This window comes from Bdellovibrio reynosensis (assembly GCF_022814725.1).
Taxonomy (GTDB): Bacteria; Bdellovibrionota; Bdellovibrionia; order Bdellovibrionales; family Bdellovibrionaceae; genus Bdellovibrio; species Bdellovibrio reynosensis.
This window is the reverse complement of the sequence record NZ_CP093442.1, coordinates 664741-678364: the sequence shown is the minus strand read 5'-3', so window position 1 is coordinate 678364 and position 13624 is coordinate 664741. Positions and strand designations below refer to the sequence as shown.

The following is a 13624-nucleotide window of genomic DNA, read 5'->3' as shown; positions in this document are numbered from 1 at the left end:
TAAACTGTCAGTGGTTAAAATCTATTTGTGTTCGGACACGACCCAAAGAACATCATTTTCTTGCAGGATAAAGCCACCAGAAGGTCCAAGGATGCGAGTATGTCCCCGCTCAACACCGACAATCAAACCTTGCACAACATGACGAAGATCGCACTCGCGAATGGATTTATCTATGAAAGGGGAATTCGCTTCAACCTTTACTGGGCTAAGAGTAAAGTCTTCTTGTCGCAAATCATCGGTATGATGATTTTTAGATCTCTCATCCTCTAAAATCCCATGGAACTTTTGCAGCTCATCTTCACTGCCAAAACAAATCACTTTGTCATAGGGAAACAACACAAAGTCCCCGCTAGGGGCAAAAAATCTTTTCTTTCCCCTGAAAACGGCAGCCACGGACACTCCATATTTTTCCTTAAATGCTTGCTCACGCAAAGATTTTCCGGCTGCGTGGGATTCAGGAGTGATTTCGAAAGACCCAAGACCGGCTTGCCATGGTAAAAAACTTTTGCCACTTTCTGATAATGCCAATTCATGGCGCTCTTTTTCAGTCAGGTTTTTAAGAAAGTTTTTTTCAATATTGCGATAAAGCTTTGCCAAAAGCGAATGCCCGAATAGCAAAATCACAAGTCCAAATGCTAAAATCACACCAGTAGCCACTTTTAACGTCACAAATTGCGACAACAAAGCGGCAACCAATCCCAGTGCTAAAATCATTCTAAATACAAAAAGTCCCGCTTGAAGTACTTTTAGATTTTTAACTTCTTCTATTTTTCTTTGCTCATCTAACGAAGGACTTGCCATGACGATGCCCCATAAAAATGGTCCCGCCACTAGCAAGCACAGAATAAGCGAAATACTTCCCGCCCACGAACTTTCCTGCAAAAAGGCCTGAACTTCGCCGATCACCATTCCCTTAAACGCCGCAATCACTGCAATGACCATCACGGTGTTAACTAAGATTTTAGGACCGTAGGCCTTCGTCATTAAAGAAATCATTCCCTTTTGGTGCGGGCGATTGAATGAGGTTTGATAGTTATCCAGTTTCTCTTTAAAACCTTGTGGCAGCTTCCCGTCGACCCAATTATTTAAAGGCTCGGCAAATTTGATAAGGTACGGCGTCGTGAAGGTCGTCACGGCAGAAACTGCAATAGCTACGGGATATAGAAAATCGCTGGTCACTTTAAGACTGACACCCAAAGAAGCGATGATGAAAGAAAACTCCCCGATTTGCGCTAGACTCATGCCAGATTGAAATGAGGTCTTTCGGCTTTGGCCTGATATCAACGCACCCAAATACGTACTGATAAATTTTCCGACAATAGTCACGAAGGTTACTAATAAAATAAGTCCCCAATACTGACCAAGGACCTTTGGATCAATCATCATCCCCACAGAGACAAAGAAAATCGCAGCAAACAGGTTTTTCACTGGTTGCAAAAGATTTTCCATTTTATGGCCTTCCGGTGTTTCTGCCAAAAGAGATCCCATAATAAAGGCCCCAAGAGCTGCAGAGAATCCGAGGTTGGCAGCAATAATCACCATGGCGAAACACAATCCCAGTGCCACCAGCAGAGTGGTTTCATCTTCAAGCATCTTACGAATTTTGCGCAAGAATATGGGAATAAGAAATATCCCCACCAAAAACCACAGAGCGATAAAAAACAATAAGCGCACACCTGAAAAGAGCAATTCAGAACCTGATACCACTCCAGCTTGCGCAATGGCTGCAAGTAAGACTAAAAGCAAAATGGCGACAATATCTTCAACGACAAGGATTCCAAAAACCAATTCAACGAACTTTTGCTTTCTTAAACCCAACTCATGAAAGGCTCGAACGATAATAGTGGTGGAGGAAATAGAAAGAATCCCCCCGAAGAAAAGACTGTCGATAGAATTCCATCCCAAAGCTCGCCCTACCGCATATCCAAGTCCTACCATGAATATAACTTCAAAGACCGCTGTGAACCCGGCTGAGCCACCAACTTTAAACAACTTTTTAAAGCTGAATTCCAACCCCAAGCTGAATAAGAGAAAGATCACACCGATCTCAGACCATACCTTTATACTTTCCGCATCAGTAACGGTGGGAAAAAATGGAACGTGCTGACTTACCAAAAAACCGGCAATCAAATATCCGAGAACTAGAGGTTGCCCCAATCTCTTAAAGAGCAATGTCGCAAGACCGGCAATGATAAGAATGATTCCAAGATCCGTAATCAAATGAGGTAGATGTAACATAACCTCATTTTTACAAACTCTAGTTCAGATAGCCAGAACCTTTATCGAAAAAACCAAAACTTGAAAGTTTCCGCGCAGCACCTTCTACTTCGGCACTCATAACACGAGAGCGTCCAATAAAGTTCTTCGTCGCGTAGATTGGTACGCCAAGATACAAACACAAACTCATCGCTTCATCGGCGCGAATTTTAAATGAATTCATTTGTGGATGGCCACTAATGTAAAGACGCAAATACTGATGGGAACCTTTGATTTCAACAAAGACAGCTTGCTTGATTTCCACGCCTAAAGACTGCATTAAAACTTGCGTGAATTTGTGTGGAGATGATTCAAGAGTCGACTTATTACTTTGTGATAACGCCACACCAGCATCGATCGCACTCACCGCTACAGGCAAAGTGTATTGATGACCTTCATCTTTCAGAAGCAAGAATGGGCGGGCGGCATCGGAAGTTACAGACAAACCATAAGGAAACAATTGCACCAAATCATTTTGGTGGAATGTCTCTTCCTCTTGGGAATCTTGCTCAAAGATGATTTGAGTCTTTAGATTTTTTAAATCCAAAAGATCTTTCATGCTTAAATCAATTCTCCTCTAAACACAGCTGGGAAGGCTTTAGTGATTTTCACGTCGACAGTTTTACCAATCAAATCCGGTGTACCAAGGAAGTGCACAAGCTTGTTACCCGTGCTGCGACCTTGAACTTTGCCGTGGTCACGGTCCACATTTTCAACCAGGACTTTCATAGTTTGACCTTCATAGCGTTTCACTAATTCGAAAGCCATTTTGTCATGGGCATCAAAAAGACGGTTTAAGCGCTCTGTCTTAACGTCTTCAGCCAATTGATCTTCAAATTTCGCAGCCTTCGTAAACGGGCGCGGAGAGTATTTAAATGCAAAGATTGTTTCAAAGCCTACTTGCTCTACCATCGTCACGGTATCCATGAATTCTTCTTCAGTCTCACCTGGAAAACCTACGATGATATCTGTAGAGAACACGACGTTTGGAATGGTTTTCTTAAGCATCGCGATTTTTTCCATGTAGTGTTCGCGCGTGTAGTTTCTATTCATGCGATCCAAAATGCGTGAGTTTCCACTTTGGAACGGAAGATGGATGTATTCCATGATTTTATTTTGATGCTGCGCCATTGTGTCAGCAAGCTTCTGGTTAAAATCTTTTGGATGTGATGTCGTAAAACGAATTCTTTCGATATCTGTGTCTGTCGCCACCTTCGCCATCAAGTCAGCGAAGTCAAAACCATCATCGCCTTTATACGAGTTCACGTTTTGACCAAGCAAAGTGACTTCTTTCACGCCACGTTTTACCAGGTGTTGAATGTCGGTGATGATGTGCTGAACTGGGCGTGATTTTTCACGACCACGCGTGTACGGCACTACACAGAAGGTGCAGAAATTATCGCAACCCTTAGTGATGTTAACAAACGTTGCCACGCCCGGATTTCTTACCATCGTTTCGATATGATAAGGCGCGCGGTGTTCGAATTTCGCGTTGATCAAACGCTTTTCACCATCAAAAGTTTTAGCTACTAGATTTGGAAGATTGTCGATCTGGTCTGTACCAAAAACGAAATCGATCATCGGTTGATTTTTAATCAAGTTTTCTTTTTCTTGCTGACCAACGCAACCGCCAACGCCGATTTTTAGGCCGGGATTTTTTTCTTTCATTTTTCTGAAAGTACCAACTTCAGAATAAACTTTGTGAACGGGCTTTTCGCGCACACTGCAAGAGTTGATGATGATCAAAGAAGCTTCTTCCGGCTTATCCACCGGAGTGAAGTTTTGCATTTCAAGAAGTGAATACATACGCTCGGTATCGTTCACATTCATTTGGCAACCATAAGTGGAAATATAAACACCACGGCCTTGTCCAATATCTGAATTTTGCGCAGTGATTTCTTGAGATTGCGTAGTGTTTTCCACGGGTCTTACCTCTTGTGTCATGAAAGAAAGTGAGTTATAGAGGAGCGTCCTAAAAATGTCAAAGTTCGATGGAGACTCTCAAGCATGAATCCAAGACTCAAAAGCTCTAAAAAATGGACTTCGTTCCCCAAAGAATACTCAAATCAGATTCAAACGGTTTTTGCGGAAAATTTCGCCCAATATATGGATAATGCCGAGCTGATTATCGAGGGAAGAATCTATCAAGAAGAGATTGTGCTGCGCGTCGGATACCATGAAAAGGACCGTCTAGCCCAAGCGAACTTCGAAGTTTCCATGAATTATTCTCAAGAAGAGCAAGATGCCGTGAAACGAATTCACAACTGCATCGACGCTGCTGCCAGCATGATGATGGAATACTTGGAAAACGACGGCGAAGTCGACTTCCCATACACTTGGAAGGAAGTTCCTTTTCAAGGTAAAAAAATCTATCTGCAATTTACGACTGAAAATTCATCATTGGAAGCCGAAGCCAACAAACTGTTGGGCATAGAAGAAGATACCATCCTTCACGATGAAGAAGAAATCGATGAAGACGCTTTATCTCGGGCCGAACAAAGCGAAGAACTTTCCCCGCCCCGTGATGATGAAAATTACGAGGACGAAGCCGAGATTTCAGGGTACGAGGACGACGAAGAAATCGCCGAAGAAGACAAAGGTCCGCGCATGTTTAGCGGAAAAGGCAAAAAGAAGAAGGACGATCTTCACTAAGGAAAAAGGAGCTATTAAAGCTCCTTTTTTATTTTTTTCTCATATCGTAGGACACCCGATTCAGGGTCTTGTTCTTTTCTTTCAACGAAGCCGAAGCCATCATCGACGTGCCGCTATCGACGACCATAAAGACCTCGTAGGCAACTTCTTCGGTGCCGCGATAAACGATGGTCTTAAAGAATAAGTTCATGTGATCAAAGGAACCAATTTTATTCCCGGCGTGGTACAAGTCTTTACCTTTGATTTCAAAACGCAGACCAATCCGCCCCGATAGGTCATAGTTCCCTTCCACTTCCCAAAGATCTTCGAAATCCAAAAAATTGCCGTCAAAATGCAAATTAAAGCTAGAAACACCTTTAAAGGCATCGTTTTCGACAGTGACCATGGCGCCTGAAGAACGCCAATTCCCCTCTAAGGAGGCAAAGCACGGCACAGTAAAAAGAAAAGAAAGCAGTACAAGCAGTGTTTTCATAAAAGCCTCTTTCTAAAGTCGAAAACTTATTGTGCTAGAAAGAGAACGGAAAAAACAATCAGCACAGCATCAAGAATGCGTTAAAAATAAAAAAGGCTTCGATCAATAAAGACCGAAGCCCTTCCCCCATCGAGAGAGATATCTTAATTTAAATTAAAGCGATTGAACTTCTTCGATAATATCGTGAGCACTGTCCAAGTTGTTTTTAGCAGTACGGATGTACTCGATAGCATCCTTTTGCTTCAAACGGCCTTGAGCCATTTTTTCACAAACAAGTTGTTCTAAAGCATCTGTGATTTTGTAAACAGACTCATGCTGTGGCCAAAGGTTGCGAGCGTCGTTGCTGCCACCTGCGCATAATGGGATGTAATGATCGATTTTGAAAGCCTGACGGTTCATAGAACGCGTGCGGTACCCCAATTGATCATATTTAGCAAAGATCGCTCTTTTTTGATCTGTAGAGACATCTCTTTCGCAATATTTGATTTTTTCTGGGTATCTGAAAGAATCTGGGTGATTACAAAGTGCACCCGGAGTCAAATTCTCATCTGGTCCCGTTGGGAACTTTTGAGATGCTTGAGAAACAGCGGAACCTAAAAGAACCACTAATAGTAGAGCAACGCCCTTTACCATAACCCCTCCAATAGACTGCCCTTATACGGTGGCAGGTAGAAACATCAGACCAATCTCTGACTTATATTCGAGTAACTTGGGTTAGTGATTAACAGCGGGTTTTCATCATTGCAATAAATTAAATGTCAGGATTGATACATGACACTGACTGACATTTTGGTAAAAATTTCTGACCACACCGCTTCATCTTTAATATAGCGGCATTTGAAAACAAAAAACCCAGCATCTCTGCTGGGTTTTATTAAAATCGATATGTAGGTAGTTTATTAAAACTCATCATCCTCGACGCCACTGGCTCCATTATCCCCCATCCCTCGAACTTCTTCGATGTAGGCGCTTGTATCCTCTTCAAATTCATTCTCTGTCGCTGATTCGTCGATCTCAAGTTCTTGAATCGCCCCTAAGAAATCTTTCTCTGTGCGCAGATCACGACGGATCATCTCTAGGAATTTATCTGGGTAACGGGAAGTTAATTCTTCCACGTAACGCTCAAGTTTACCATCAGCCAAGATTTTCTTACGAACTTGGATTTTCTTCCAGAAAAGAAGGTAGTGGTAACGGCAATAAGCATCGACCGCTGCGATTTGATCGCAATCACGCGCGCGGCAGTAACGGCGGCCTTCAGCGTCAGTCAGAATGATTTCTTCATCTGTCTTCGGCTTTTCTTCCCCCGTCCATTCTTCGACAACTTCAACTTCTTCGTCGGATTCTTCAACGGCTTTCAGTTCTTCTTCGTACTCGCCAATTTCATCGCCCATCAAATCGTCATCGGCGATAAAATCATCATCAAGATCCGCTTCGTCTTTTTCCTTTTCCTTTTTACCTTTGCCTTTTTTAGCAGGCTTCACTTCTTTTTTAAGTTTAGCCGCCTTATCAGCAGGTGCAGGTTGAGGAGCCGCTGCTTTTTTCTCTACTTTTTTAGCAGCTTCGACTCTGGTTTCTTTAATCTCTTTAGCAGGTTTTGCAGGAGCCGCCGCTTTCGCCGGAGCTTTAACTTCCGGTTTTTTCTTAACTTCAGGTTTTTTTGCGACTTTTGCAGGGGCTTTATCAGCCTTCTTTTTTACAACAGCTTTTGGAGCCGGCTTTTTAGGAGCTGGCTTTGCGGCCTTTGCAGGCGCTTTTTTAGCTGGTTTTGCAGCAGCTTTCGCCGCGGGCTTCTTTTTTACGATTTTTGCCATAGTTTTACCTAGATAAGATTAGATTTCATAAGTGAATCATTTAAAACAGGCCGTCAACTCATTTCACTGAAATAGTACCTTCTTGACTGCGCACAAAGATGCTCGCCTTTTGTGCGTCGCCCCGCAAACGGCCTCTCACGCTTTTTTCTGCACTCAATTTAGTCACTTTAAGTTCTGGTGGTACAACGATTTCACCTTCAACAGTTAGAAGATTTAAACTTGCACCCGAGGCTGGCGGAGTTTGCACGCTGATTTTTCCCGCTTTGGATTTCACATCGACTTCGGAATCCAACGTCATTACGATCGTCACGCTGCCATCTTGATTTTGGCCTTCGGTGCGCCCTGAAAATCCTTGGATATTCAAAGCTCCGCGGCCGTTTTCAAATTGCACGGCTCCAGATCCTTGATTCAATTTTGCATTAGCTTGTTGAGTCGCGAGTTTAATAAATCCACGGGTCTTTTCCATTTGCACCTGACCTGCAAAAACGTTGGTGTCGATGTCACCTTGGATGTTTCTTAAAGTCGTCGTTCCAGTATAAGAATCTGTTTCAACTTTCCCTGTATGATCAGCAATTGTGATGTCACCTTTTTGCAAATAAACTTGCAAAGAACCGCCACCTGCAGAGGAGTTGACTCGCCCTTGAGTCATGCTCACTTTCAGGTCTTTGTTCCATTTTTGCGCTGTGACGGAGCCGCCGCGCAACTGAATTTCCGCTGGAATAGACGGTCCCCAAATTTCAATTTTTTTCACTTGGGAAGCTGATTTAGGCACGATGTTAAGCCAGGACTTTTTGTCAGCGTATTCATTCATTTTTACTTCGATGATATTATCTTTCTTAGTCATCGTGTAAATGCCTTCAGAACCGCTGTCTTCAATTCCGGAAACTTTTAAGGTATTGCCAGACTGTGACACAATTTGCACTTGGGCTTCCAAGCCGCGAAGAATCAGACGATCCCCTTCTTTCACTGGAACTTCAAAAGTTCCGGCAAAGAGTGGGTGAACAAGGAGATGGGCAAGAATAAAACTGATCGCTGACATGCGTTGACTCCTGATGAAAATTAACTCTGCCTAGGTTGACTCTGTCTGTAAAATATAAAAAAGTATCCCCGCATTTACAAATATTATTGCCTATGAGTGGCAAATTTAAGCGAAGCCCAAAAGGCTGTTAGAGGTAAAAATGGAAAATGTCGTAATTGTGAGCAGCGTAAGAACTCCTGTAGCTTCTTTTCAAGGGGGCTTTTCTTCTTTGGCTGCACCAAAATTAGGTGCCATTGCTATTAAAGAAGCAATCACTCGCGCTGGCGTTAATGCTGATGAAATCGATGAAGTTATCATGGGTGAAGTTTTGACTGCAGGTGTTGGTCAAGCTCCAGCTCGTCAAGCGGCATTAGGTGCAGGTCTAAAAAACAGCACTCCATGCATGACAATCAATAAAGTTTGCGGATCAGGTCTTAAAGCAGTGATGCTTGCGGCGGATTCGATTGCTTTGGGTAATACTAAAATTGCTGTGGCTGGTGGCCAAGAGAACATGACTCTGGCTCCGCACTTGTTAGAAAATTCTCGTTCTGGTTACCGTATGGGCGCGACACAAATGACGGACTCAATGATTAAAGACGGCCTTTGGGATCCATACAATAACTGGCACATGGGTAATGCCGCTGAAATCTGCGTAAAAGAACATAACTTCACTCGTGAACAACAAGATGCCTTCGCAGTTGATTCCTACAAAAAAGCTCAAGCAGCATGGGAAAAAGGCGTATTCAAAAATGAAATCGCAGCTGTTGTTGTCGAAGGTAAAAAAGGTGCTGTGACTATCGAAAAAGACGAAGAGCCGTTTAACACGAACTTCGATAAAATCCCTGGCTTGAAACCTGCTTTCGATAAAGCAGGAACTATCACTGCTGCCAACGCTTCTAAAATCAATGACGGAGCAGCCGCTCACGTATTGATGTCTGAAAGCGAAGCTAAAAAACGTGGTTTAAAACCTCTAGCTAAAATCGTGGCGCACGGAACTTTCGCCCACGATCCAAAATATTTCACAACAGCTCCTGTTGGCGCGATCAAAGCGGCTTTGAACAAAGCAAACTTAAAAATCGCTGATATCGATCTTTGGGAGATCAACGAGGCGTTCTCTGTAGTTACTCAAGTAGCTATGAAAGAACTAGAAATCCCAGCTGAAAAAGTAAATATCCACGGTGGCGCGGTAGCTATTGGTCATCCAATCGGAGCTTCTGGCGCACGCATCCTTGCGACACTAGTTCACGCTCTACACACGCACGGTAAACGCTACGGACTTGCTACTTTGTGCATCGGTGGCGGCGAAGCGGTTGCTTTAATCGTTGAGAAAGCTTAATTGCCATGAGCAATAAAGTTTTTAAAGATGCGCACAGCGCTCTTTTTGACGTGAAAGACAATATGACATTGGTTCTTGGTGGATTCGGCCTTTGCGGAATCCCTGAGAATTGCATCGCAGCTTTGCGTGATATGAAAGTAAACGGTCTTACTTGCGTATCTAACAACGCTGGCGTTGATGATTTCGGTCTTGGTCAACTTTTACAAAATCGCCAAATCAAAAAAATGGTTTCATCTTATGTGGGTGAAAACGCGTTGTTTGAAAAGCTTTACATGAGCGGCGAACTTGAACTTGAGTTCTGCCCCCAGGGAACTTTAGCTGAACGCATTCGTGCGGGCGGCGCCGGAATCGCTGGGTTTTACACTCCAACAGGAGTCGGAACTTTAGTCGCCGAAGGTAAAGAAATTAAAAACTTCGACGGCCGTGATTATGTTTTAGAGCGCGGAATCAAAGGCGACTTTGCTTTTGTCAAAGCGTGGAAGGGCGATAAATTCGGAAACTTGGTTTTCAGAAAAACCGCTCGCAACTTTAATCCGATGGCTGCAACTGCTGGTAAAATCACAGTCGCTGAAGTTGAAGAACTTGTTGAAGTGGGTGAATTAGATCCAGATCAAATCCACACTCCGGGTGTGTATGTTCAACGTATTTTCAAAGGCTCAGGCTATGAAAAGCGCATTGAACAAAAGACTGTGAGAAAGGATTAGTCATGCCATTAACAAGAGAACAAATCGCCAAACGTATTGCTCAAGAAGTTGAAGACGGATACTGCGTGAATTTGGGAATTGGGATTCCTACATTGGTGGCGAACTATATTCCCCACGACAAATTCGTTATGTTACAGAGCGAAAACGGTCTTTTAGGAATGGGTCCTTTTCCGCGTGAAGCGGATATCGACGCGGACTTAATCAACGCCGGCAAGCAGACTGTGACGGCACTTCCTGGTGCTAGTTTCTTTTCAAGCGCGGATAGCTTTGCCATGATTCGTGGCGGCCACGTAGATCTAACGGTGTTAGGCGCGATGGAAGTTGATGAACAAGGCAGCATCGCCAACTGGATGGTGCCTGGAAAAATGGTTAAAGGTATGGGCGGCGCCATGGATCTAGTTGCGGGAGCTCGCAACGTGATCGTGGCTATGCAACACACTGATAAAGAAGGTAATTCAAAACTTCGCACGAAATGCACACTGCCTTTAACCGGCGTTAAATGTATTAAAAAAATCGTCAGCGATTTTGGTGTGATCGAAATTACCAATGATGGTTTTGTGTTAAAAGAATACGCTCCGGATTTATCTCCAGAGAAAGTTCTTACTGCGACAGAGGGTAAAATGACGATTGCCCCTGATTGCAAACCGATGTCAGTCTAAGAAACACATATTGAAAATTTCTAAGACCCAACACCTATCCAGTGTTGGGTTTTTTATTTCTCTTTACCACGTCTTAGGTCTAGCCTCTTGATTGCCCGACCGAATGTTTGTGGGGATAATAAAAAGACCTAAATTTTGCGGGGATATCAGAGTGGCAGAGGCAAAAAAAGTTGCGCAAGGGAATTACTTATTCAGAGAGGGTGATCCTCCTGATGCTATGTACATCGTCAAAACAGGATCCTTTGCAATCACCAAAACCAAAGGGAATTCAGAAATCGTCTTAGCTGAAATCACTGTGGGTTCCATGGTGGGCGAAATGGCGTTATTCGACAAAAAGCCTCGCAGCGCCAACGTGAAGGCAACTAAAGATGCTGAAGTGATTGCCCTTCCCTACGATTCACTTTCTAAGCAAATGGATTCTTTGCCAGTGTGGGTACGCGCGATCATGAAGACGCTGAACGAAAACTTGCGTGAGGCGAATAAGAAAATTAAAATTCTTGAAAACGCCAATCCAAGTGAAGAACGCTTCCCACCTCATATCGTGAATAAATATATCTCAATCTTAAACCTTGTAAGCCATAAATACGGCAAACAGGAAGAAAGCGGCGGCGTTAGCATTTCTTCAGTGTTGTTGCGTAACTACACAATTCAAATTTTCCAAGAAGCTACAAACAAAATGCAGACTGTCGTGAATGCCCTGACAGAGCTTGATTTCGTAAAACAAGAAGACCGCGGCGATGGCTCACAAAAGGTGATCAACGAAAAGCCCACTGAACTTTTTGCCTTTGTTGATTGGTATAATGACTGGTTATTTAAACAAGAAAAAGATCGTCTGCCAGAATTAAGCGATAACGAAGTGAAAGTTCTTAACGGTCTACTTCTTTTCGCTAGAAGAATCGAGCCAGACAAAAAGAATTTCCGTAAAGTAAATCTGAACGACGTACAAAATGACTCGATGAAAGAAACTGGAAACTTAATCCGACCTGAAGACGCAAATTCTTTGATCGAGAAAAAATACCTTGGCGAAAAAATCATGGACGAAGCAGGCACCTACGTCATGGTCAACGTAGAAGAAATCGAATCCCTCGCCAACAATTGGACAATAGTAAACGCTTTAAAGAAAAAATTAAGATAACCTCAATGAGGTTGATCAAAAAGGTTCGAGCGCAAGGCGGAGGGTCGATCGAGGACAAGGCCCGACAACGCAGTCGATCGGGCCTTTTTCATCAACCGACGTTAGGGTCGGTTTGACAGCGCAACGGAAGCTGTTCATCAGGTAATTTCGAATACCCTTCTCCATTCACAGTATGAACGTAGATAGAGTTTGTTTTCACTCCTTGAGCAATAGGCTGCCCCAGAGTCAAAATCACACGGTCCCCGGTTTTCGCTAAACCGTTGGTCACCATCAACTGATCAACCTGGCTTAGGATGTCTTCCATTGTTTTATAAGGCTTAATGATATGAGTTTGAATGCCCCACATCAACTCCATGGAATTTAAAACATCCATGTGCTGAGTCACTGAAATCACGCGCGCTTTCGGACGAAATCCAGAGATAATATTTGCAGTCTTACCAGAAGTCGTTAAACAAATAATCGCAGTTGCATTGAGCTTTAATGCGCTTAACGAGGCACTTGCCGCAATGGCCGAAGGTGTACTTAAGAACTCTGTTTCTAATGAAAGTTTATAATACTCTTCTTCGTTGCGTTCTACTTCCGTGATGATCTCATGCATAGTGCGAATACATTTAAACGGATATTTTCCGCTTGCCGATTCTGCAGATAACATCACAGCGTCAGTTCCGTCTAAAATCGCATTTGCAACGTCAGTGATTTCCGCTCTGGTAGGACGCGGATTTTCAACCATGCTTTCTAGCATTTGAGTCGCTGTGATCACAGGCTTTCCAAGTTGATTGCAAACTTGGATGATGCGTTTTTGAAATCCTGGCAAACGGCTTTGACCGACTTCAACAGCCAAGTCACCACGAGCGACCATGACGGCGTCACTGACTCTGCAGATTTCTTCAAGATTTTCTAAGGCTTCAACCATTTCAATCTTTGCGATAACTTTCGCTGAAGATTTGCGAGCTTCGATGATTTCACGAACTTTGCGAATATCACGAGCATGGCGCACGAAACTTAAAGCGACATAGTCGACTTTATTGGCAAGACCGAATTCAAGATCTTCAAGATCTTTCGCTGTCATGGCATCCACCGGCAGATTCGCGCCTGGCAAGTTCATGCCTTTACGGTCTTTTAAAGTACCACCGTAAATAACTTCAGCATCAACTTCCTCGCCACGCACTTGCAGAACTTTGACTTCAAGCAAGCCGTCATCTAACAAAATTTTTGTGCCTGGGACACAGGCTAATGGAAGCTCTTTAAAATCAGAAGGAATCAATCCAGGCTTACCAAGAACCGCTGCCGTTGTGAAAACGACTTTTTCGCCAGGAGTGATTTGGATGGAACCATTTTCAAATTTACCAACACGAACTTTAGGTCCTTGGAGGTCTTGAAGAATGGCAACCGGCGCACGAAGTTCAGATGATAACTTTCTTAACGAATGAATCACCTTCAAGTGGTCTTCATGGCTACCGTGGGAAAAATTAAGGCGAGCCACATTCATGCCCGCCTTAATTGCTTTTTCTAAGTTCTTTTCATCACGCGTCGCAGGGCCGATAGTGGCCACAATTTTCGCTCGACGATCTGCTAACATTA

Annotated in this window: 13 protein-coding genes and 1 riboswitch; of the genes, 5 read left to right on the top strand and 8 right to left on the bottom strand. The window is 43.4% G+C overall.

Annotation, left to right across the window (positions count from 1 at the left end):
• Positions 1-21: 21 nt before the first annotated feature.
• The 3 genes from MNR06_RS03135 to miaB are packed head-to-tail and all read right to left on the bottom strand — an operon-like array spanning position 22 to position 4179.
• Entirely contained in the window at positions 22-2238 is a 2217-nt protein-coding gene (locus tag MNR06_RS03135; RefSeq protein ID WP_243538566.1) for a cation:proton antiporter, read from the bottom strand.
• A gap of 19 nt (positions 2239-2257) precedes the next feature.
• Complete coding sequence (locus MNR06_RS03130) at positions 2258-2815, bottom strand: bifunctional nuclease family protein (RefSeq protein ID WP_243538565.1); 558 nt, start codon at positions 2813-2815, stop codon at positions 2258-2260.
• 2 nt (positions 2816-2817) lie between these two features.
• Positions 2818-4179, bottom strand: coding sequence for a tRNA (N6-isopentenyl adenosine(37)-C2)-methylthiotransferase MiaB (miaB, locus tag MNR06_RS03125; protein WP_243538564.1), 1362 nt, complete (start codon positions 4177-4179; stop codon positions 2818-2820).
• Positions 4180-4263: 84 nt separating this feature from the next.
• On the opposite strand from miaB, the gene MNR06_RS03120 reads away from it, so the two are divergent.
• A complete protein-coding gene (locus MNR06_RS03120) occupies positions 4264-4908 on the top strand; it encodes a hypothetical protein (protein ID WP_243538563.1) in 645 nt (214 codons plus the stop codon).
• A gap of 28 nt (positions 4909-4936) precedes the next feature.
• Here MNR06_RS03120 and MNR06_RS03115 read toward each other — a convergent pair whose 3' ends face one another.
• The 4 genes from MNR06_RS03115 to MNR06_RS03100 all read right to left on the bottom strand — a co-directional run bounded on the left by MNR06_RS03115 (position 4937) and on the right by MNR06_RS03100 (position 8230).
• Positions 4937-5380, bottom strand: coding sequence for a hypothetical protein (locus MNR06_RS03115; protein ID WP_243538562.1), 444 nt, complete (start codon positions 5378-5380; stop codon positions 4937-4939).
• A gap of 153 nt (positions 5381-5533) precedes the next feature.
• Positions 5534-6013: a hypothetical protein gene (locus MNR06_RS03110; protein ID WP_243538561.1), complete on the bottom strand. Its 480-nt coding sequence runs from the start codon at positions 6011-6013 to the stop codon at positions 5534-5536.
• Positions 6005-6102, bottom strand: a riboswitch (purine riboswitch). Its footprint overlaps the gene before it by 9 nt.
• A 177-nt stretch (positions 6103-6279) precedes the next feature.
• Positions 6280-7191, bottom strand: coding sequence for a hypothetical protein (locus tag MNR06_RS03105; protein WP_243538560.1), 912 nt, complete (start codon positions 7189-7191; stop codon positions 6280-6282).
• A gap of 58 nt (positions 7192-7249) precedes the next feature.
• The gene (locus MNR06_RS03100; RefSeq protein WP_243538559.1) at positions 7250-8230 is read right to left on the bottom strand and encodes a DUF4097 family beta strand repeat-containing protein; all 981 of its coding nucleotides are present in this window, start codon (positions 8228-8230) and stop codon (positions 7250-7252) included.
• A gap of 139 nt (positions 8231-8369) precedes the next feature.
• On the opposite strand from MNR06_RS03100, the gene MNR06_RS03095 reads away from it, so the two are divergent.
• From MNR06_RS03095 to MNR06_RS03080, 4 genes are all read left to right on the top strand, one after another.
• Complete coding sequence (locus tag MNR06_RS03095; protein ID WP_243538558.1) at positions 8370-9545, top strand: thiolase family protein; 1176 nt, start codon at positions 8370-8372, stop codon at positions 9543-9545.
• A gap of 5 nt (positions 9546-9550) precedes the next feature.
• Entirely contained in the window at positions 9551-10249 is a 699-nt protein-coding gene (locus MNR06_RS03090) for a CoA transferase subunit A (protein WP_243538557.1), read from the top strand.
• A gap of 2 nt (positions 10250-10251) precedes the next feature.
• Positions 10252-10908 carry a CoA transferase subunit B gene (locus tag MNR06_RS03085; protein WP_243538556.1) on the top strand — a complete coding sequence of 219 codons (657 nt, stop codon included), beginning with the start codon at positions 10252-10254 and terminating at the stop codon, positions 10906-10908.
• 151 nt (positions 10909-11059) lie between these two features.
• Positions 11060-12043, top strand: a complete 984-nt coding sequence (locus MNR06_RS03080) for a Crp/Fnr family transcriptional regulator (RefSeq protein ID WP_243538555.1) — start codon at positions 11060-11062, stop codon at positions 12041-12043.
• A gap of 91 nt (positions 12044-12134) precedes the next feature.
• Here the strand turns inward: MNR06_RS03080 and pyk are convergent, their stop codons facing one another.
• The gene (pyk, locus tag MNR06_RS03075; RefSeq protein ID WP_243538554.1) at positions 12135-13622 is read right to left on the bottom strand and encodes a pyruvate kinase; all 1488 of its coding nucleotides are present in this window, start codon (positions 13620-13622) and stop codon (positions 12135-12137) included.
• Between the last annotated feature and the right edge of the window lie 2 nt (positions 13623-13624).

What these genes read in the sequence shown, in the direction of transcription:
- MNR06_RS03135 (WP_243538566.1), bottom strand. Translation starts at nt 2,238, where the DNA reads ATGTTACATCTACCTCATTTGATTACGGATCTTGGAATCATTCTTATC.
- MNR06_RS03130 (WP_243538565.1), bottom strand. Translation starts at nt 2,815, where the DNA reads ATGAAAGATCTTTTGGATTTAAAAAATCTAAAGACTCAAATCATCTTT.
- MNR06_RS03120 (WP_243538563.1), top strand. Translation starts at nt 4,264, where the DNA reads ATGAATCCAAGACTCAAAAGCTCTAAAAAATGGACTTCGTTCCCCAAA.
- MNR06_RS03115 (WP_243538562.1), bottom strand. Translation starts at nt 5,380, where the DNA reads ATGAAAACACTGCTTGTACTGCTTTCTTTTCTTTTTACTGTGCCGTGC.
- MNR06_RS03110 (WP_243538561.1), bottom strand. Translation starts at nt 6,013, where the DNA reads ATGGTAAAGGGCGTTGCTCTACTATTAGTGGTTCTTTTAGGTTCCGCT.
- MNR06_RS03105 (WP_243538560.1), bottom strand. Translation starts at nt 7,191, where the DNA reads ATGGCAAAAATCGTAAAAAAGAAGCCCGCGGCGAAAGCTGCTGCAAAA.
- MNR06_RS03100 (WP_243538559.1), bottom strand. Translation starts at nt 8,230, where the DNA reads ATGTCAGCGATCAGTTTTATTCTTGCCCATCTCCTTGTTCACCCACTC.
- MNR06_RS03095 (WP_243538558.1), top strand. Translation starts at nt 8,370, where the DNA reads ATGGAAAATGTCGTAATTGTGAGCAGCGTAAGAACTCCTGTAGCTTCT.
- MNR06_RS03090 (WP_243538557.1), top strand. Translation starts at nt 9,551, where the DNA reads ATGAGCAATAAAGTTTTTAAAGATGCGCACAGCGCTCTTTTTGACGTG.
- MNR06_RS03085 (WP_243538556.1), top strand. Translation starts at nt 10,252, where the DNA reads ATGCCATTAACAAGAGAACAAATCGCCAAACGTATTGCTCAAGAAGTT.
- pyk (WP_243538554.1), bottom strand. Translation starts at nt 13,622, where the DNA reads ATGTTAGCAGATCGTCGAGCGAAAATTGTGGCCACTATCGGCCCTGCG.